This window comes from Actinomycetospora sp. ABD4_176, from assembly GCF_056311855.1.
Genome location: NZ_CM149974.1, coordinates 3,798,440 through 3,818,287, shown reverse-complemented (window position 1 = coordinate 3,818,287; position 19,848 = coordinate 3,798,440). Strand labels below are relative to the sequence as shown.

At 74.4% G+C, this 19,848-nt stretch carries 14 protein-coding genes; 6 read left to right on the top strand and 8 right to left on the bottom strand.

Translation table 11 applies throughout. The features are described from left to right. Positions 1–66: 66 nt before the first annotated feature. Both ACYX4T_RS18520 and ACYX4T_RS18515 read right to left on the bottom strand, forming a co-directional pair. Entirely contained in the window at positions 67–219 is a 153-nt protein-coding gene (locus ACYX4T_RS18520) for a hypothetical protein (RefSeq protein WP_476010757.1), read from the bottom strand. 88 nt (positions 220–307) lie between these two features. After that, entirely contained in the window at positions 308–556 is a 249-nt protein-coding gene (locus ACYX4T_RS18515; protein WP_476010756.1) for a hypothetical protein, read from the bottom strand. A 148-nt stretch (positions 557–704) separates the two neighbouring features. Here ACYX4T_RS18515 and ACYX4T_RS18510 point away from each other — a divergent pair, with 148 nt between their 5' ends. Next, positions 705–965: a hypothetical protein gene (locus ACYX4T_RS18510; protein ID WP_476010755.1), complete on the top strand. Its 261-nt coding sequence runs from the start codon at positions 705–707 to the stop codon at positions 963–965. A gap of 73 nt (positions 966–1,038) precedes the next feature. Continuing rightward, positions 1,039–2,994: an aconitate hydratase gene (locus tag ACYX4T_RS18505; RefSeq protein ID WP_476010754.1), complete on the top strand. Its 1,956-nt coding sequence runs from the start codon at positions 1,039–1,041 to the stop codon at positions 2,992–2,994. Between the two features lie 13 nt (positions 2,995–3,007). Here the strand turns inward: ACYX4T_RS18505 and ACYX4T_RS18500 are convergent, their stop codons facing one another. Next, entirely contained in the window at positions 3,008–6,268 is a 3,261-nt protein-coding gene (locus ACYX4T_RS18500) for an arabinosyltransferase domain-containing protein (RefSeq protein ID WP_476010753.1), read from the bottom strand. Between the two features lie 183 nt (positions 6,269–6,451). Between ACYX4T_RS18500 and ACYX4T_RS18495 the strand changes: the two genes are divergently transcribed. Continuing rightward, positions 6,452–7,744, top strand: coding sequence for a lipopolysaccharide biosynthesis protein (locus ACYX4T_RS18495; RefSeq protein ID WP_476010752.1), 1,293 nt, complete (start codon positions 6,452–6,454; stop codon positions 7,742–7,744). Next, positions 7,741–8,433: a class I SAM-dependent methyltransferase gene (locus ACYX4T_RS18490; RefSeq protein WP_476010751.1), complete on the top strand. Its 693-nt coding sequence runs from the start codon at positions 7,741–7,743 to the stop codon at positions 8,431–8,433. Before ACYX4T_RS18495 ends, ACYX4T_RS18490 begins: the two co-directional genes overlap by 4 nt. A gap of 45 nt (positions 8,434–8,478) precedes the next feature. Here ACYX4T_RS18490 and ACYX4T_RS18485 read toward each other — a convergent pair whose 3' ends face one another. Beyond that, entirely contained in the window at positions 8,479–11,832 is a 3,354-nt protein-coding gene (locus ACYX4T_RS18485; RefSeq protein ID WP_476010750.1) for an arabinosyltransferase domain-containing protein, read from the bottom strand. Positions 11,833–12,070: 238 nt separating this feature from the next. Here ACYX4T_RS18485 and ACYX4T_RS18480 point away from each other — a divergent pair, with 238 nt between their 5' ends. Further along, the gene (locus ACYX4T_RS18480; RefSeq protein ID WP_476010749.1) at positions 12,071–13,219 is read left to right on the top strand and encodes a glycosyltransferase family 4 protein; all 1,149 of its coding nucleotides are present in this window, start codon (positions 12,071–12,073) and stop codon (positions 13,217–13,219) included. Between the two features lie 26 nt (positions 13,220–13,245). Next, the gene (locus ACYX4T_RS18475; RefSeq protein WP_476010748.1) at positions 13,246–13,983 is read left to right on the top strand and encodes a class I SAM-dependent methyltransferase; all 738 of its coding nucleotides are present in this window, start codon (positions 13,246–13,248) and stop codon (positions 13,981–13,983) included. A gap of 70 nt (positions 13,984–14,053) precedes the next feature. On the opposite strand, the gene ACYX4T_RS18470 is transcribed toward ACYX4T_RS18475, so the two are convergent. From ACYX4T_RS18470 to ACYX4T_RS18455, 4 genes are all read right to left on the bottom strand, one after another. Further along, positions 14,054–15,931 (bottom strand): glycosyltransferase, encoded by a 1,878-nt coding sequence (locus ACYX4T_RS18470; protein ID WP_476010747.1) that lies wholly within the window; start codon positions 15,929–15,931, stop codon positions 14,054–14,056. A 65-nt stretch (positions 15,932–15,996) separates the two neighbouring features. Further along, on the bottom strand, positions 15,997–18,102 hold the full coding sequence (locus ACYX4T_RS18465) for an acyltransferase family protein (RefSeq protein WP_476010746.1): 2,106 nt from the start codon (positions 18,100–18,102) through the stop codon (positions 15,997–15,999). 122 nt (positions 18,103–18,224) lie between these two features. Further along, positions 18,225–19,118 carry a class I SAM-dependent methyltransferase gene (locus ACYX4T_RS18460; protein ID WP_476010745.1) on the bottom strand — a complete coding sequence of 298 codons (894 nt, stop codon included), beginning with the start codon at positions 19,116–19,118 and terminating at the stop codon, positions 18,225–18,227. Between the two features lie 91 nt (positions 19,119–19,209). Continuing rightward, positions 19,210–19,845 carry a hypothetical protein gene (locus ACYX4T_RS18455; protein ID WP_476010744.1) on the bottom strand — a complete coding sequence of 212 codons (636 nt, stop codon included), beginning with the start codon at positions 19,843–19,845 and terminating at the stop codon, positions 19,210–19,212. Positions 19,846–19,848 lie beyond the last annotated feature (3 nt).

Here is a 19,848-nt window from a genome sequence, read left to right as displayed (position 1 = left end):
GTCGGGACGATGCGCGCGGGTGCCCAGGAGGACGCGCTCGTCACACGTCGCTGCGGGCGAGGAGCCTCAGACGAGGGCGCGGAAGAACTCGACGATCTGCTCGGCGAAGCCGACGAGCAGCGCCAGGATCGCGGTGACCGTCGCTGCTGCGCTCTCGGGCGAGCTGATGATCCAGAACAGCACGAGGGCCAGGACGAGGAGCCCTACCACACGTTGCATGCGGCACAGCGTAACCGCCGTGATCGTGTCCGTCACGCCGGAGAGATCGAATTGCTCCCGGGGGAGCACCCCCGACCTCCGGTCGGGCTCAGCCGTCGTCGAGTCGCGCGCTGAGGCCGCGATTCAATTCGGACACCTCGAGCGTCCGCGGACCCTCGGAGAAGGTCGCCGAGGCGATGACGCCGTAGTTGACGAGCACCGCCTGGGTGTCGGTGAACGTGTACCGGTGGACCTCGCCGTCGCTGATGAGCTGCTGGAACCGCGTGACGACGTCGTCGAGGGGCTCCTCGAATTTGAGGGTGAGCGGGATCTGGGGCAGCGACACGTAGACCGTCACGATTCTCCTCCGACTCGCCGCGTCCGGCTGCCGCACATTCGGCCGGTCGCCACAGGAAATGCTCCGAGTGCCGCGCGTACGGAGAACGACGGCCACCGATCCTAGATCGCGGAGCGCGTGGGCGGGTCGGGTCGGGGAGGCGGGTGCCATGGAGATCGACGGTGTCGAGGTCTTCGAGCAGGCGGAGGAGTACGGCTACTCCTGGCACTGGGACGACCCGCGCGGATTCCAGTCCGAGATCCTCTGGCACCGCGAGGTCGGCCACCTGAGCCTCGGCACACGTCTGCTCCCGGGCGGGTGGACCCACAACCGGCTCGACCCCACCGCGTGGGGGAGCGCGCGGACGATCTACGAGGCCCGGCAGGTCGTCGAGACCTACGTGACCCAGGCGGCCGCCAAGCCCGGCTGATCCGGATGCAACATCAGCGACCGGACGGGGTACCCGTGGCGTCACCGCCGCACGACCTCTCCGGGAGGCCTCCATGCCGCACGGCGTCGCCCACCAGCTGATCGCGTCCCACCTGGTCGAGGGGGAGATGACGCCGGGCGAGGAGATCGCCCTGCGCATCGACCAGACCCTGACCCAGGACGCCACGGGCACGCTCGTCATGCAGGAGCTCGAGTCGCTCGGGCTCGACCGGGCGCAGACCGAGGTCTCGGTGCAGTACGTCGACCACAACCTGCTGCAGGCCGACGAGAAGAACGCCGAGGACCACGCCTACCTGCGCTCGGCGTCCCGTCGCTTCGGGCTCTGGTACTCGCAGCCGGGCAACGGCGTCTCGCACCCGACCCACATGCAGCGGTTCGGCAAGCCCGGCAAGACGATGATCGGATCCGACTCGCACACCCCGGCGTGCGGGTCGCTGGGCATGCTCGCGATCGGCGTCGGCGGGCTCGAGGTGGCGCTCGCCATCACCGGCAAGCCGCTGAGCATCCGCATGCCCGAGATCTGGGGCGTCGAGCTCACCGGCGAGCTCCCCCCGTGGTGCTCGGCGAAGGACGTCATCCTCGAGATGCTGCGCCGGCACGGCACCAAGGGCGGCACCAACCGGATCATCGAGTACCACGGGCCCGGGCTCGCGGGGCTCACGGCGATGGACCGGCACGTCATCACCAACATGGGCGCCGAGCTCGGGGCGACGACGAGCGTGTTCCCCGCCGACGACGAGGTCCGCCGCTTCCTCGCCGGCGAGGGCCGCGAGGACGACTTCTCCGAGCTGCTCGCCGAGGAGGGCACGGAGTACGACGTCACCGAGCACATCGAGCTCTCGGAGCTCGAGCCGCTCATCGCGCAGCCGTCGTCGCCGGGCAACGTGGTCCCGGTCCGCGAGGTCGCGGGCACGTCGGTCGGCCAGGTGGTCATCGGGTCGTCGGCCAACCCCGGCCTGCGCGACTTCGCGATCGCGGCGCGCATGGTCGAGGGCCGGCAGACCCACCACGGCGTCAGCTTCGACATCAACCCGACCTCGCGCCCGATCCTCGCCGACCTGACCCGCTGGGGCGGCACGACCTCGCTGATCCAGGCCGGCGCGCGCATCCACCAGTCGGGCTGCCTGGGCTGCATCGGCATGGGTCAGGCGCCCGCGCCCGGGACGAACTCGCTGCGCACCTTCCCCCGCAACTTCCCCGGACGCTCCGGCGGCGGGGCCGACGACCAGGTCTGGCTGTGCTCGCCCGAGACCGCGGCGGCCAGCGCCCTGCGCGGTGAGATCACCGACCCCCGCGAGCTCGCCGACGAGCTGGGCCTGACCTGGGGCGACCTCGAGCTGCCCGAGCCCACCGTCATCCCCGGCATGCTCGAGGAGCCGCCGCCGGTCGAGGAGTCCCGGGACGAGGAGCTGGTCAAGGGCCCGAACATCTCCGGGCTGCCCGAGTTCGAGCCGTTCCCCGACGCCGTCGAGGTGCCGGTGCTGCTCGCCGTCGGCGACGACATCTCGACCGACGACATCTCGCCGGCGGGCGCCGAGGCCCTGCCGTTCCGGTCCAACATCCCGGCGCTGGCGCGGTTCGCGTTCACGCGGATCGACCCCGACTACCCGGCGAACGCCGAGGAGATCAAGGACTCGACCGGCCACGCCATCGTCGGCGGCGCGAACTACGGCCAGGGCTCGTCGCGCGAGCACGCGGCGATCTGCCCGCGCTGGCTCGGCCTGCGCGTGGTGGTCGCGAAGTCGTTCGCCCGCATCCACTGGCAGAACCTGGCGAACTTCGGGATCCTCGCGCTCGAGTTCACCGGCGAGGGCGACCGCGACAAGGTCCCCCAGGGCAGCACGCTGTCGTTCTCCGACCTGCACGACCAGCTGCAGAAGGGCAGCGAGGTCGTCGGTCAGGTGGACGGCACCGACATGACCTTCCGCCACCAGCTCTCCGACCGGCAGGTCCGGATGGTCCTCGCGGGCGGGCTCATCCGGCAGGTGGCCGAGGGCGCGGACGCGTGACGCGGCCACGCGGTCAGGGTGCGCCTCCCACGGTCTCCCGGCCGCGGATCAGGTCGTAGCCGCCGGTCGGGTAGGGCTGGCGGAACTCGAAGACGTGGACGTCGTCGATCTCGCCCCCCACGTCCCGCACCCGCGTGACGAGGAGGGTGGTGTCGGCCTCGCGCTCGGCGTGGCCGAGCAGCCCCCCTCGGCGCGGGTCGAACGTCCAGTCGCCCAGCGCCTGCTCCGGTGTCTCCCCGAAACCGATCGCGGCGACGGCCGGCTCGGTGATCCCCGCTTCCTGCCGGGGTTGGCGCTGGCAGGGGAAGAGAGTACCGATCTGCCACGGCAGGCCGACCGCGCCGCCGGGCGGGAGGTACTGCTGCAACGGCGTCCAGCGCCGCTCCACCGGCGCAGTGAAGGCCAGCCACCCACCGGTCGTGGTGCTGGCGTCGGTGGCGACGAGCCGGACGGCGTCCGCGCCGTCCGGCGGGGCCGCGTCGTCGAGGAGGGGCACGGTGCGCCAGGCCACCGACTCCTCGTCGGTGCCGAGGTACCGGTCCCGGACCGGCTCGACCCCGGTGGTGCCCGTCCGGCCGTACTCGACGCGCAGCGTGACGTCGCCGCGGGTGCGTCCCGCGACCAGGACGGCGAGGGCCGTGCCGTTCGACGGGTCGGGGAGGCGGAACCACCCGGTCGTCGAGGTCCCCGTGCGGGCGTCGGCGTTCGCCCCGGGGCCGGGCACGAGGAAGCTGCTCCACGCCGACGTATCGGCGGGTGGTCCGGCGGCACCCGCCGGGAGGGCGACGCCCGGCACGAACGCCTCGGTGGTCTCCTCCGATCGCGGGCTCGCCGAGCCGGGGACGGCTACCGGAGCCGACTCCGGCGTGCCCGCGACGGGAACGGGGGGCAGGGGCCGGGCGTCGCGGGGATCGAGGACGTCGATCTGCCCGGCCAGGCCGCAGCGGGTGCCCCACGGATCGCGCCAGGCGTCGACCTGGGGGGACCAGGACGTCGAGGTCCGGTGGGCCGCCCGCACGAAGTCACCGACGGTCCACGCGGTCGCCGCGCCGAGGTGGAGGCCGACGAGGAGCGGCACGGCGACCGCGAGGGCCAGCCGCCGCCGGTCCGGGTCACGCCGGCGGTGGGCGGCCAGCGCGACCGCGCCGGCCACCACCGCGAGCCCCAACGCCCACCAGAGCGGGCTGTCGAGCTCCGCCCCCCGGAGGGTGGGGAAGTCGCCGTCCGCCGGGCGGCCGAGACCCCACCCGTACGGCCACATCGCCCGCCCGTGCCACGCGAGGGCGATGACCACCACGGCCGACAGCCCGGCGGCGACGAGCGCGACGCGCGGCACACGGCGCTCCCGATCCAGGGCCGCGAGCAGGCGGGGACCGATCACCAGGACGAGGGCGAGGAAGACCGCGCCGAGGCCGGCGAAGGCGCCGAAGTGGTGCGTCGGCTTGCTCGGGGTGGGCAGCAGCAGGAAGAAGGCGAGCAGGGTGGACCACCCCGCGAGGGGGAGCCGCGCGGGTACCTGGAGGTCCCGGGCGCGTGCCGCCACGAGCAGCACCAGGAACCAGACCAGCGCGAGCAGGCAGAGCAGCACGGCGGCGCGACGGGCGTACGAGCCGTGGTGCGACAGCGTGTCGAGGAGCGCGTTGTAGCGCAGGAACTCCACGTACCACGTCTGGGCCCGCTGGATCGGCGCGAAGATCTCCTGGGAGCGGACGAAGTCGCGATACGCCCCGTCGGCGAAGCCGAGGAGGCTGGCCACGGCGATCGGAGCGGCGACGAGGACCCACCAGCCCGCCGCGTGGCGGCGGCTCGTCGACCGCTGCCGCACCAGCCGTCGAACGGCGGGCCCGGCGGCCACGAGGGGCGCCAGGGCGATGAACCCGGTCGGCGCCGCCGCGGCACCGAGGGCGGCGAACCCGACCGCGAGGCCGAGCACGTCGAACCGGCGCCGTTCGATGCCCTCGGCCACCGCGACGAGCGTGGCCGTGGTCGCGCAGGCGACGACCGGTTCCGGGCGGACCCCCATGTCGTAGGGGAGCCACCACGCCAGGAACGCGGCGGCGAGCGCCCATCGCGCCGCCGCGGGAGCCCAGCGGCCGGCGGCGCCGCGGTCGCCCAGCGGGGTGCGAGCCACGAACCAGCGCGCGAGCCACCAGGTTGCGAGCCCGAGCACCAGGGACGGGACACCCAGCGCGACCGGCGTCGTGCCCACCGCGTCCTGCCACCAGGACAGGGCGTAGTAGGGCCAGGAGAAGGGCGTGAAGCCCTGGTTGTAGAGCTGGTAGTAGTTCGGGACGTACCCGGAGAAGGGCACGTTGGCGGCCATCGCGCTGTAGTAGCCGTCGTCGTCGGTGAGCGGCGCCAGGACGAGCCAGACGAGCAGGACCGCCGGGACGACGAGGTCCACGAGCCGGGCCCGGCGCAGTCGGCGCGCGAGCCCGACCAGCTGGGGGCCCGGGCGCGGCAGCCCACCGGCGCCGGGGGTGTCCCCGCGTCCGGGCACCCGTCGCCCGCTCACGACGCCGGCGGCGACCGCCCCGATCGCCAGGGCCGTCGCGACCACGACGAGGAGGGCGACCTTGACCGGGCTCGGCGAATGGGCGAAGGCGTCGTCCAGCGTGAGCCGCACCGAGAGGTCGTCGGGCGTCGCGCCCGTCAGGGGCGGCACCGAGGTCCGTAGGGCGTCGACCTCGGGCAGGGGAGTGATGAGTCCGGGGTCCGGCTCGGATTCCGGGAGCTGGTCCGGAGCGGCGTCGTCGCGGCGGCTCGTGGCGGTCGCGAGCACCTCATCGTCGAGGGTCACGCGCAACGCATCGGCGTCACCCGCGATCGCGAAGCGACAGTCCCCCGGCGGCAGTGGCCGCGCGACGAGGTCCTCGCCGTCACTGCGCACCGTCACGCCGCCGTCCCGAGAGGTGACGGTCATCGCGCTGTCGGCGGTGTCGCGCGACGACGGGCCCATCGTGGAGATGACGATCCCGTCCGCGGACGAGGCCGCCGCGCGCACAGCCCGGCAGCTGAAGCGGACGTCGATGGCCGCGGGCTCGTAGGCCGTCAGGAACAGCAACGTCGGGTCCGGCGCCCCCTGCGCGGCGGGCCAGCGCACCTCGGGGACGCTCTGCGACACGGGAGCGAAGGGGAGCAGCAGCGCGCCGACGAGGGCGACGACCCCGGCCGCCACCGCCACGGCCCAGGCCGCGGAGCCGCCCGTCCGGCGAGGCGCCGGTGGGAGATCGTCGCGGTCGACCTCCACCCGGACCGGGGCGTCCGTGCTCACCTGCCGCCGCTCCCTCGTGGTCGTCCTGCGGCAGACCACGGTAGACCGGGTCGTCCCCGGGCCACGCCCGTACCCTGGGTGCAGGCCCCGGTCGAGCGGAGACGCGGCGGGGCGTCGCGACCGTGGACCCACCGCCCCGATACGCTGCATCCCATCGCAGCACCGAGTGAGGAGTCGCTCGCCGTGAGCGACCGGGCGCCCGGCCGGGTCGGAGCCAGGAGGCTGGTCGGCGCCGCCGGCCTCGGCGTCCTGATCTCCGGCCTGACCGTCAACGTGTACCTGGCCGTCGTGGCCCGGGCGCTGTCGCCTGCCGAGTACGCCACGTTCGGCTCGTTCTGGGCCCTGGCCCTCGTCGTCGGCTTCGGCGCCTTCCTGCCGCTCGAGCAGGAGCTCGCTCGCCGACTCCCCCTCCCCGGTGATCGCCGGGCGCTCCTGCGCGCGGCGAGCGGCGCGGCCGCCGTCCTCGCCCTGATCGCGCTCGCCGTCCTCGTCCTCGCGCTGCCGATCGTCTCCCGATCCCTCGACGGCGACCTCTCGGTGCTCCTGGCCCTCGTCGCGCTGTGCGTGGTGTCCGCCGGGCAGTTCCTGGTGCGCGGCACGCTGATCGGCACCGACCGCCTCGTGCGACACGCCGCGGTGATGGTCCTCGACGCCCTGATACGGCTCGGGCTCGCCGTCGCGGTGTTCGTCGTCGGCGGCGCCGACGCGGCGGCGTTCTGCTGGGCACTGGTGCTGGCGATCGCTCTGGCGCACCTCCCCCAGCTGCCGGGCGCCTGGCGACGCGCGATCGCGTGGGGCCGGTCGGGCACCCCGGGGCACGAGGTCGATCGAGTCTCGGTCCGGGTGCTCACCCGGGACGCCATGCCCCTCCTCGTGGGGTCGGTGTGCGCCCAGCTGCTGCTCAACGGGCTGCCGGTTCTGGTCGTGGCCCAGGCCGGGGAGAACAGCGAGGCGGCGGCGGGCGTCTTCGTCGCCGCGTTCACGTTGGCCAAGGCACCGTTGTCGATGGTGGTGCCCCTGCAGTCGGCCGTGGTGCCGACCCTGACCCGCCTCATCGCCGCCGACCGCCGTCGCGAGGTGCTGGTCCTGATGACGAAGGGGGCCGCGGCCCTCGTCGCGCTGGCCGCCGTCGGCGTGCCGCTCGCGTGGTTCGTGGGCCCGTCGTTGGTGTCGCTCGTCTTCGGACCCGACTACACCATCGGCGGCCTCGACCTCGCCGTCATCCTGTGCGGCGTCCTGGCCCACATCGGGCTCGTGGTCGTCACCCAGGTGCACGTGGCCCGGGGGCGGCACCGGGACGTCGCCCTCAGCTGGGGCGCGGCCCTGCTGGCCGCCGCGGTGACGTTCTGGGCGGTGCCGGGGGTGATCCTCTCCGGAGAGGTCGCCTTCGGCGTCGGCAGCACCGTCGGTGCCCTGGTGAGCGGCCTGATCCTGGCGGCCTCCCGGCGCCGCCCCGACGAGAGGAGCGAGGCGTGAGCGGTACCGAGTACGACGAGGGGTACTACCTCGCGAACGGCCAGGCCGACGACCGCCCCGCCCTGCGCTGGTACACGCGTCTGGTCCGCCGCTACACCGCGGGCGGCCCCTATCTCGACTTCGGCTGCGGCACGGGCCACCTCGTCCGGCGCCTCTCCGCCCTCGGCCCCGCCGCGGGCTTCGAGGTCTCGGAGTACTCGGCGCGGACCGCGCGGGCCAACGCACCCGGCGCGACGATCAGCACGGACCCCGCGGAGCTCGACGACGGCGGCTTCGGCGCCCTCACGGCGATCCACGTCCTCGAGCACCTCGACGACGCCGTCGCCGCCGAGACCCTCGCCACCTGGCGGCGGATCCTCCGGCCCGGCGGCCACGCCCTCGTGGTCATGCCCGACCCGGCCGGTCGGGGCCGGAGCCTCGCCGGCGAGGCGTGGATGGGTTTCGCCGACCCGACCCACATCAACCTCAAGCCGCACGCCCAGTGGCGGGAGTTCCTCACCGACCACGGTTTCCGCGTCGAGCGTGAGGGCACCGACGGGCTCTGGGACGTGCCCTACGGCCGGCGGCCGATGCTGCTCGACGCCGCTCGCTACGCGGTCCCGGCGTTCGCACAGTTCCTGTCGGGGCGTCTCGTGCTCCCCGCGGGAAGCGGTGAGTCGTCGGTGTTCGTCCTGAGCCGCCCCGCCTGAGCCCCCTCCGCGGACCGACCGACCGGCAGGCCCCGCGCCGGCGTACTAGGGCTCGTCCTGCTGCTCGTCTCCCTCGTCGACTCCCTGCTCGTCGATCGGCACCGACATCGTGGTGTTCGGAGCCGGAGCCCAGCCGCTGACGACGACCCGGCGCGGGTCGATCCGGTAGCGAGGCTCGACCGGGACGAGGGGGTCGAGCCGGTACACCTGCCCGGAGGCGGCGTCCGGGGCGACGCGCAGCCGGGTGACCAGCGCCGTCACCTCGGAATCGCGCAGGCTCTGGGCGAACAGTCCGCCGCGGCCGGTCTGCCAGATGCCGTCGAACCGGAACGCCAGCGGTCGGTCGCCCCACACCACCCCGAGGGTGGCCGGCTCGTTGATGCCGAAGGCCTGGACGGGCTTGCGATCGCAGGGGAAGAGGAACGAGTACTGCCAGCTGACCGCCGTCGCCTCTCCCGGGCGCCGGTACTCCTCGAGGGTCGTCCACCGCTGCACGCTCGGCGCCGCGACCGCGATCCACCCGCCCGGAGCCACCGAGGTGTCCTCGGCCACGAGGCGAAGGACCGTGGCTTCGGGTGGCGGCCCGTCGGGACCCTCGAGCAGCTGCGAGCGCCAGATCACGGAGTCGACGGCGCTGCCGTCGAGGTCGACGCCCAACGGCGAGCCGCCGACCGGCAGGACCCGGTCGCCCACCACGCGGCCGTACTCGACGCGCAGGGAGTTGCCCCCGCCCGTGCGGCCCGCGACCGAGGTGGTCATCGCGGCCCCGGGACGGTCCGGGGGGATCGCGTACCAGGGCGTGGAGAAGCCGCCCACGGTGCCGTCGGAACCCGCGAACACCCCGGGTCCGGTGGGGGGCGGAACGAAGCTGCCCCAGGCGGGCAGGCCGGTCGGGGGCGGAGGGCTCGAGGGGAACCAGCCTCCCGGCACGAACGGCGACGGCCCGCCGGGCACCGCCGCCGGGAGGGGGAGGGGCACCAGCGGGCGTGCGCTGGCCGGGTCGAGGACCTCGATCTGTCGGGAGGCCGCGCACCCGGTGGCCAGGGGGTCGCGCACGGCGTCGGCCCACGGCGAGTAGCCGTCGGCCGTGCGGAGGGTGGCCAGGACGAATCCGCCGACGAGGTAGGTCGTCGTCACCAGGAGCACGGCGCTCGCGAGCAGCGAGACCGCGACGACGGGCGCGACCGGGCGCCAGTCCGGCGCCCGGCGCCGGACGACGAGGACGGTGACCCCGGCGAGGGCGAGACCGCCGAGCAACCACCAGCCCGGTTGGTCGAACGCGACGAAGGCGACCTGGGGCACCTCGTAGGGGTCGGGGAGCCCGAGCATCCACGAGTAGGGCCAGGCGTGGTCCCCGTGGCCGGCCAGGGCCGCGAGGACGACCACCATCAGGCCGACCCCGACCGTGACCGGCAGGGGCGGGCGCCATCGCGCCCGCTCGCCGTCGAGATCGGCGCCGGAGGTCCCGTCGGGGCCGTTCCCGCGGAGGAGCAGCGGCGCGCCGACGACGACGAGGGCGATCACGGCGGGCCCGACGGTGCCGAGCGTGCCGAAGTGGTGCGTCCACTTGCTCGGTGTCAGCCACAGCAGGGCGAAGCCGAGGAGCAGCGTCCATCCCGCCGCGGCGACGCGCGGGGGCACCGGCCGGCCCCCCGCGGCCCGGCCCCGCGCCACGAGGGCGAGCAGACAGCCCAGCGCGAGCACGCCGAGGAGCACCGGGTAGCGCTTGGCGTAGGTGCCCATCGGTCCGCCGTCGTCGAGCAGGAAGCTCCAGCGGACGATCTCGGAGTACCACGTCTCCTGCGCCTGCATCCCGAGGAAGATTTGCTGGGCCCGGACGAAGTCGCGCAGCGACCCGTCGGCGAACGCGAGCACGCCCACCAGCGCGCCCGGCGAGGCGAGCGCGACCACCGTGGCGATCCGGCGGCGCAGCGTCCCGACCTCGGCGAGCTGCCGCCACACCGACGGCAGCAGGGCGAGCAGGGGCGCGAGCGCCACGAAGCCGGTCGGCGCGGCCGTCGCCCCGAAGGCGGCGGCGGCGACCGCGATCCCGGCGAGGACCCAGCGGTCACGTTCGAGGGCGACCCGCAGCGCCAGGAGGCCCGCGATGACGCTGGTGGCCACGACGGCCTCGGCGCGCACCCCGACGTCGTAGGGGAGCCACCAGGCGAGGAACGCCACCGCGGCCACCGCGTGGAGCGCCACGGCGCGCCGTCGCGTCGGACCTTCGGGGAGGGCGCGGGCGAGGAAGGCCCGCAGCAGGACCCAGCTGAACAGGCCGAGCAGGAGCGAGGGAACCCGTTGGACGACCGGGCTGAACCCCGCGACCTGCTGCCACCACGAGAGCACGTAGTAGATCCAGGTGAACGGGGTGAAGCCCTGGTTGTAGAGCTGGTAGTAGTTCGCCACGTAGCCCGTGTAGGGCACGTTGGCCGCCATCGCGGCGTAGTAGCCGTCGTCGTCCGACATCGGGGCGACGAACGTCCAGAGGACCAGGACGGCCGGCACCACCGCATCGACGATCCGGGGGCGTGGCCACTCCCGCCACGGTCCGCGCCACCGCTCGCGCCACGCCGACCACGACCGGCGCCACGACGAGGGCGCGGCGTCCCACCGCGCCGCCCGCACGACACGGTCCCGCTCGCGCAGCGCCACGAGGACGACGACGACCGCGAGGAGCAGGAGGACGACGACCGCGCTCTTGAGCGGTGTGGGCGACGTGGAGAACTGGTCGTCGACGGTGAGCCGGACCGCGAGCCCGGCACCGCCGGGGCGCGCCGGCACGGAGGTCACCAGCGCGTCGACGTCGGGGACCGCGTCGGGACCCGCCCGGCCGACGACGCGGCCGTCGAGGGTCACGGTCATGCCGGACAGGTCGCCGGAGATCCCGATGGCGCAGGGGCCGGCCGGGAGCGGGATGTCCGCGAGCGGCACGCCGCGGGACTCGACCGTCAGGCGCTCGCCGCGCACGGTCGCGAGCAGGCCCACCGGAGCGGCGGGCGAGACCGGGGGCAGGGTGGCCAGCAGCAGGCCGTCCCCCGGCTCGCCCAGCGCGCGCCCGGTGCCCGCGGACGCGGCGGCCCGGGCGGCGGTGCAGTCGGCCCGGACGTCGAGGGCGAGCGGTCGTTGGGTGGTCAGCTGCAACGCCGTCGGCTGCGGGTCGGCAGGATCGAGCGGCCAGCTGACCTCGGGCTGGGAGACGCTCACCGGGAGGAACGGGAGCAGCACCGCGCACACGAGCGCCACGACACCGGCGAGCGTCGCGACGGCCGGCCACGAGGGCCGGCGGCGCACGCGCCAGCCGCCGGCGACGTCGGGGGTCGTCGGCGCCGGGTCGTCGGCCTCTGCGGGCCCACCCTCGGGACCGTCGGGCGGCGAGGGCGGCGGGGAGGCGGTCACCGGGCGTGCTCCGGAGTCGGACAGTGGATGCCGCACGCTAGCAACCCGACGGGCCCGGGGGCGCAGGCCCGCTCGCGGCCTGACGGGCAGCTGACGATCGGGTGCACCGGGAGGCGGCTGCCCCGCGAGCCCGCGCGCCCACCGATACCCGGGGCATCCGGGACCTCTACAGTGACAGCTAGTGATCGGACGTCTCGGGCCCGTCCCGGAGGACCGTGGAGCAGCTCAGGGGAGGCTCATGGACGACCACCACCCGCATCACGACCTCTGCATCGTCCTGACCTACTACAGCCCCTACGTGTCCGGGCTGACCAACGTCGCCCGTGATCTGGCCGAGGGCCTCGCCGCGCGCGGCTGGCGGGTGTGCGTGGTCGCCTCCAAGCACGATCCGGAGCTGCCCACCCATGAGGTGGTCAACGGCGTACAGGTGGTCCGCGCACCTGTCCTCGCCAAGGTGGGCAAGGGCACGATCGGTCTGAACCTGACGCGTCTCGCTCTCCGGGAGATGTCCCGCTCGACCGTCGTCAACCTGCATCTGCCGCTGGTCGAGGCCGGCTTGCTGGCGCGGCTGTCCCCCGTGCCGGTGGTGTCGACCTACCACTGCGACGTCTCCCTGCCCACGGGCGAGGGTCCGCTCGCGCGGCGACTGGTGAACGCCGCCCAACACCGGGCGATCGACTTCTCGAGCGGCGCCGCGCTGCGTCGGTCCGCCGCGGCCGTGGTCTCCAGCGAGGACTACGCCCGGCACAGCCGGATGTGGCCCTCGATCGAGGGGCGCTTGGTCGCCGTGCCACCGCCCTGTCCGCCCCGCCGCCCGGGCCGGCCGACCTACCGCCGCACCGCAGGACTCCACATCGGCTTCCTCGGGCGCATCGTCGAGGAGAAGGGCGTGGAGAACCTCGTCGACGCCTTCCTGGCCCTCGACGACCCCGACGCGCGGCTGCTCGTCGGCGGGGACTACCTCGACGTCGCCGGGGGCAGCGTCGTCGCGCGGGTGCGACGCCACATCGGCGACGACCCGAGGGTCGAGATGCTGGGGTTCATCCCCGAGGACGACCTCGACGACTTCTACGCGTCCCTCGACGTCTTCGCCCTCCCGTCGGTCAACGCCTTCGAGGCGTTCGGCATCGTCCAGGTCGTCGCGATGATGGCGGGTGTCCCCGCCGTGGTCAGCGACCTCCCGGGCGTGCGCACCGTCGTCGAGGAGACCGGGTTCGGGGCGATCGTGACGCCGCGCGACGTCAGCGGCCTGACCGCCGCCTTCGCCCGACTGCGCGACGACCCGCCCGACCCCGCCGTCGGCGCCGCCGCGGCCTCCGCCCGCTACAGCGTGGAGGCCGTCCTGGACGCCTACGACGCCGTCTTCGCCAAGGCCGGCGGACGGTGAGCCCGCCAGACCCCCGGAGGAATTCCGTGAGCACCGACCACAGCGCCGGGATCGACGAGGTCTCGCGGACCTGGACGCGGCTCGGCCGCGAAGACCCGCTGTGGGCGGTCCTCACCGACCGGGACAAGTCCGGTCGCCGATGGACGACGTCGGAGTTCCTCGAGACCGGGGCCGCCGAGGTCGACGCCGTGCTCGCCCGCCTCGCCGGGATCGGCGTCGAGCCGGTACGCGGGCGGGCGGTCGACTTCGGGTGCGGAGCGGGGCGCCTGTCGCACGGCCTCGCCACGGCGGGCTTCGAGCACGTGATCGGGCTCGACATCTCGCCGACGATGCTCGAGAAGGCTCGAGAGATCGTCGACGCGCCCGCCTGCGAGTTCCGGCTGGCCACCGGACCGGCGCTCGACGTGGTCGAGCCGGGCACGGCGGACCTCGTCTACACCTGCCGGGTCCTGCAGCACATGCCCAGCGAGCTCGCCCACCGTTACATCCGTGCCTTCTACGGACTGGTGCGGCCGGGGGGTCTCGTGGTGTTCCAGTTGCCGACCGCACCGGCCGCGACGGCGGCCGGGCTCGCACTGCGCGCCCTGCCCGGGCCGGTGGTTCGCAGGCTGCGTCGGGGCATGGAGATGCACGGCACCCCGGAGACGGAGGTGCGGGCGCTCGTGGCCGCGTGCGGCGCCGAGGTGCTGGCTGCCGACCCCGACGACAGCGCGGGTCCCCGCTGGGACTCGCGGCTCTACGTCACGCGCGCCGACCGGGGCTGACGCACGCCCGCGCGGGACCCGGCGGACGTGACCACGACGGGCGCGCCGGGCGACGGCTCGGCGTCCGGGCTCAGCTCCCGGAGAACAGTCGGCGCCAGTTCTCGCCCGTCGTGAGCCGTGGTGCGGCGGCCCGCCACGCCTCGGCGGCCGCACGTCCCTCACGAGCGAGTCGCCACAGGGTCGCGGCCCCCTCGCGACCGAGGGTCTGGAGGGACTCGGGGTCCCGGCGGCGCACCCGGACCCCGCTCTGGCCGGCGTCGGTCACGGCGACGTGGTCGAAGAGCCCGACGTGCCACCAGTGCGCCTCACCGGCGCCGATGAGCCCGCCGTGGCGGGGGACGCGCCCCAGCCACTGCTGGGCCAGTCGCTTCGCCATCACGAGGCGCTCCCGCGTGGGCTCCGGACCCGCGCGGACGATCTCCATCTCGGTCGGGGCCAGGCCGGGGGCCTTGGTAACGGGGTGGGTGACGGTCTCACCGTGCCCGGCTCGGCGGCCGCGGACGCGGGCGACAGCGGCCACACCGCCGTCGTCGAGGACCTGCGGACCGGCGAGGAAGTCGTCGACGGCCGCGATGAGGGTGGTGGCCAGGCCGTAGTTCATGGCGACGAGGTACCGGCCCAGCAGATCCGCGAGGACCCCCGTCACGTGCCGCACCGGGAACGGCGAGTGCAGCGCGGCAGTGATCATCGCGTTGCGCAGGTTGAAGTACCGGTGCCAGTCGTCCCAGTCCTTCCACGGGAAGTCGGCGTGCCAGACACCCGCTCCCGGCAGGGTCACCGTCGCGACGCCGTGCGCCCGGGCCCGGTAGCAGTACTCGACGTCGTCCCACTGGAAGAACAGCGGCAGCGGATACCCGGCGCGGGCGACCAGCTCGGACGGGATGAGACAGGACCACCATCCGGTGTAGCCCGCGTCGACCCGCCGGTCCTGGACGTTCTTCGTGCCGTCGGGGAAGTGGGCGGTGACGTCGGACTCGCCGACCGCGCCCGGGCTGACGTGGCCGTTGGTGAGGTCGGTGAGCACCGCGTACTCGGCGCCGGCCAGGACCTGGGTCGGGTGCAGCAGGTTGAGCATCTGCGCACCGACGATGGTCGGGTCGGCGACACACCGACCGAACGCGGCCAGCCGCACGACCACCTCGGGCTCGCACCGGATGTCGTCGTCCATGAACAGGACGTCACCGTGCCCCGCCGCGCCCTCGACCACCTCGTGGAGACCGCGGGTGAACCCGCCCGACCCGCCGAGGTTCGGTTGGGGCACGTAGCGGAAGCGGTCGCCGAGTCGCGTGGCGACTCCGGCGAACCCCGCGCGGGTGTCGATCCGGTCGCTGCCCTGGTCGACGACGACGACGGCGTCGAGCAGAGAGAGGACGTCGTGCTCCGTGGTGAGCGCCTCGAGCGTGGCGACGCAGTCGTCGGCGCGGTTGTGCGTGCAGACCACCACGCTGGTGGTGCGCGGTGTCGTGGGGGCCGCCACGGTCCACCGGACGTCGTGGAGCAGCAGCTCCTCGTCGTCGGTGACGATCTCGATCCACAGTCCGCCACCGTCGAGGAAGCGGTCGAGCGTGGCGGTGAGACTGACGTCCTCGGTGCGGGCGTCGTCGACCGCGAGGGTGCGCGCGACGCCGTTCGTGTCGGACGCCCGGAGCATCACCCGACCCACTCCGCGGGTGCGGCCCTCGAAGCGCACCTCGGTCGCCGTCGTCCAGCGCTGCCAGTAGCTCGCGGGGAACCGGCCGAAGTACGTGTTGGTGGTGACGCGGCTGTTCGGCCCGACGTTGATGTGTCGGCGCCGCCGTTCGGCCCGGCCGTGGAGGATGTCCACGTAGAGCTCGTCCGGGACCTCCGGCCTCGGCCCCGTGAACAGCCCGCGACCCACCACCAGGCGGTCCTCGTCGTCGTCGCGGGACACGCCGTGGGAGGTCGCGAGGGTCGCGGTGTCGGTCATGCGGGACGGGCTCCCAGTGTCGGTGCGGTCGGCCGGTACTCGGCCCCCAGCGTAGGAGGGGCCCGTCATCGCGCCATGAGGGCCGCGACCTCGCGGCCGACGACCGGCGCCAACGACGCGGTGAAGGTCGCGGTCAGGTGGTTGTCGTCGAGGTAGACCATGACCCGCCCGATCTCCGGGGGGCAGGTCGTGGGCAGGCAGATGCTGTCGGCGAGGTCGAGCACGGACACCGACGAGGGCAGTCCCGACGGGACCGGGGGCGACGACGGATAGACCGCCGAGCGGGGGACGTCGCATTCCGGCGCACCGCGCCCGTAGGTGTCGACGCAGCTCGGCGGGGCGTAGCCGAAGCGCGGGTTGTCCCGGACGGCCAGGACCGGCACGCCGGCGCCGGCCAGCCTCTCCCACGCCTGGACCATGCCCGACGGGGTCGACTCGGTACCCCCGATGCGCACGTTGTGCGTGCCCTGCGCGACGACCAGCGCGGGGGGTGACGCGGTGAGGGTGGCGAGAGCCTGCTGGTTCCAGGTGATGCAGTCGACCTCGCCGGTGTTGGACTCGGAGGTCGTCGACAACGGACACCCGGGTCGGATGAGCGTCTGGACGCGCCACCCGCGCTCTCGGGCGATCGGTGCCACGGCGGGCAGGAACTGCTGCATGTGGGAGTCGCCGGCCACGACGATGGTCGGTGCCGCCGGGTCGGCGGCCGGTACGAAGGTGCACGTCTCCAGCGCGGGCTGGCCGGGGACGCCGGTGCAGCCGGTGCCGGCGTCGCGGTAGTCGACCCAGTCCTCGTAGGCCGACACCGCGGGCGGGATCGGCTCGGCATCCGGCGACCCACGGTCGACGAACCCCGGTTCCCGGGAGACGGCGCCGGGGTGGTCGAGGTCGCCCGCGATCCCGGACGGCGTCGCGCGTGCCGTGGTGACGCCGTGCCACACCAGGCTGAGCAGCAGGACCGGGATCAGGGCGACCAGGGCCACCCGGTGGTCGGCGAGTCGGGTCCGGGAGCCGCGCCCCCGGCGGAGGAGGGGGTCCTCGACGAGGTGCCGGGTGGCGGCGGCGAGCAGCACCGAGGTGAGCACCACGGCACCGCCGAGGAGGACGCCCGGCTGCTCGTCGTGGGTCGTCGCCTGGGCCAGGAGCAGGACCGGCCAGTGCCAGAGGTAGAGCGGGAAGCTGATGCTGCCCAGGTACTGCAGCGGCCGCGACGAGAGCAGTCGTGCGCTGCTCAGCGGATGGGCGGTGTCGCCCGCGACGATGACCGCTCCCGCGCACATCACGGGCCACAGGGCCAGGTAGCCGGGGAAGCCGCCCTGGACGTCGAGGACCATGCCGCACGCAGCGAGCCCGACGAGCCCGGCCCACCCGAGCAGGACCCCCGCCCACGCCGGCAGACGGAGGTGGTGGAGCCACAGCGCGAGGAGGCCGCCGAGGGTGAACTCCCACACGCGGGCGAGGGCGTCGAAGTAGGCGTAGGTCTGGTCCGCCGCCGTCGAGAAGATCGACCAGGCGAGGGAAGCGACGGTGATGGCCACGAGCGTCGTGACGACGGCCTGGCGCACGTCCACGGCGCGCCGGCGCGCGACGAGCGCGACCGCAGCGACGACGAGGGGGAAGACGACCGCGAACTGTCCCTGAATCGACAGCGACCAGAAGTGCTGCACGACGCTCGCGCTGTCGTGCGAGGCGTAGTAGTCGACCGCGTCGGCGGCCAGGCGCCAGTTCTCCACGAAGAAGGCCGAGGCCACGGTCTCGCGGACGGCTTGCGGCCAGCGGGACTCCGGCAGGAACAGGACGCTCGCGATCATCGTGCCGACGATGACGACCGCCGCCGGCGGCACCAGTCGGCGCAGGGTGCGACCCCACTGCGCGACCACGTCGAGGCGACCCCGCTCGCTCGCGCGCGCCAGCTGACCGGCCGCCAGGAAACCGGTCAGGGCGAAGAAGACGTCGACGCCGCCCGAGACGCGCCCGATCCACACGTGGTAGACGACCACCAGCAGGCACGCGACGGCCCGCAGGCCCTCGATCTCGGGCCGGAACCGCGACCCGTCGCTGGGCTGGCGCCCCGGGCCCGGCGCCGCGGGGCTGCCCGCGGCAGGGCGGTCCGGGGCGGCGGCCGGGGCGTCGACTCGACTCCCGAGCCGACGATCGGCCGTGGAGGTCATCGCGTCGACTGTGCCCTTCCCACTCGCCGTCCCGCACACCGGGGTCCACCGGGAGCAACGAAGCGGTGACACGCGGTGTCCGTTCCGCCCGCTGTGTGGCGGTTTACGCGCCGCCGGTCGGCTCAGCCGAGGCCGGTCGACACCTCAGTACCCCGTGGGGCCGGCGGCGGCACCTGCGCGCGCGGCCCTGTGACCACGACGACGACCTGCTCGTTGTCGTGGGTGAACGCCTCGTAGGTGAAGGAGAGCCCCGCGCGGGCCACGTACTCGGTCCAGGCGCGGTGCTCGCCGTCCTCCCAGCCGGCGTGGTTGAGGTACTCGTCGAACACGATCACCGAGCCCGGTCGCAGCCGGGGACCGACGTGCTCGAGCACCGTGGCCGTCGAGGAGTGGAGATCGGCGTCGAGGTGCAGGAGGTCCACCGGCTCGGGGTGCTCGGCGAGGAACGCGGGCAGGGTGTCGGCGAACCACCCGACGACGAGCTCGGCGCCCGGGACCTCCGGGGGCTCGACCTCGCCGAAGGTGCCCGCGCCGAAACCGGCGCGCCAGTCCTCGGGCAGGCCCTGGAACGAGTCGAACCCGTAGACCTCGCCGTCGCCGCGCGCCGCGGCGATGGCGCGCAGCGTGGTGCCGGTGTAGACGCCGAACTCCAGGGCCAGCCCGCCACGCGGTGCGAGCCCGAGGGCATGGGCGAGGGTGGCGCTCGGGTCGGGGAACGTGCGGGCCCCGGGCATGGCGTCGCGGACGAAGCGGGCGCTCGAGGCGACCGCGTCGCGCTCTCCCGCGGCGAGCATGTCGCGGCGGTCACGGACCTCGCGCGCGTGCAGCTCGGCGCGCAGCTCGTCGACCTCCGTCCGGGCCGCGGCGAGCGCGGTGGCCTGCTCGCGCGCCCGGGCCTCGAGGGCCTCCAGCCGCGGGAGGACCCGGTCGTCGACGACCGCGGCCACCCCGTGCTCGACGGCGCGCACCAGCCGGACGTTCAGGGCGTGGCGCACGCGGGGGAGACGGAACGGCATCCCGTCAGGGAATCGCAAGGACGCCGACCGCGTCGAGGACGTGTCGCGGACCGGTCGGCGCCGGCCGACGAGGGGTCGACGAAGGGGCGGGCTACGCCGCGGCCGCCACCGGGGCGCCCCGGCGGCGACCGGGGACCGTCGGGCGGGTCGCCCCAACGACGAGCAGCGTGTGCCCGATCGCGAGCATGACCATCGTGGCGACGCCGAACGGCCAGTAGATGTGGCTGGTCAGGAACGACCAGGCCCCGACGACCGCGAACAGGGCCCCGACCGCGGCGAGCAGGCGCCAGGCGCCGGGGGCGCGGACCAGCGCGAGCACCGCCGCGAGCACGCTCGCCGCGAGGTAGGCGTAGGCGCCCTGGATGCCGAGGGCGTCGGCGATCTCGAACAGCGTCGCGACCCACGGCCCCGGGCCGAGGCGCATGGTCTCGTGCCCGCCGCCGACCCCCGCGAGCGCGTCGAGCGCGCCGTAGAAGGCGGCGTAAACGAGACCCAGCACGATGGCGAGTCCCTCCAGCACCCAGCCGAGCGGGCCGGCGGGGCGCGCGGCGCGCACGACGGCCCAGGGTCCGAGCGCCAGGAGCGGGAAGAGCACGAGCCCGATGACGTGCAGGTCGCGCCACCACTGCGCCGACTCGGGGGTGAGCACCGCGGGGTGGGAGCTGCCGAGCACCGCGAGCGCCAGGGCGGGCAGTGCGGTGGCAGCGACCGCGGTAGGGAGACGCATCCG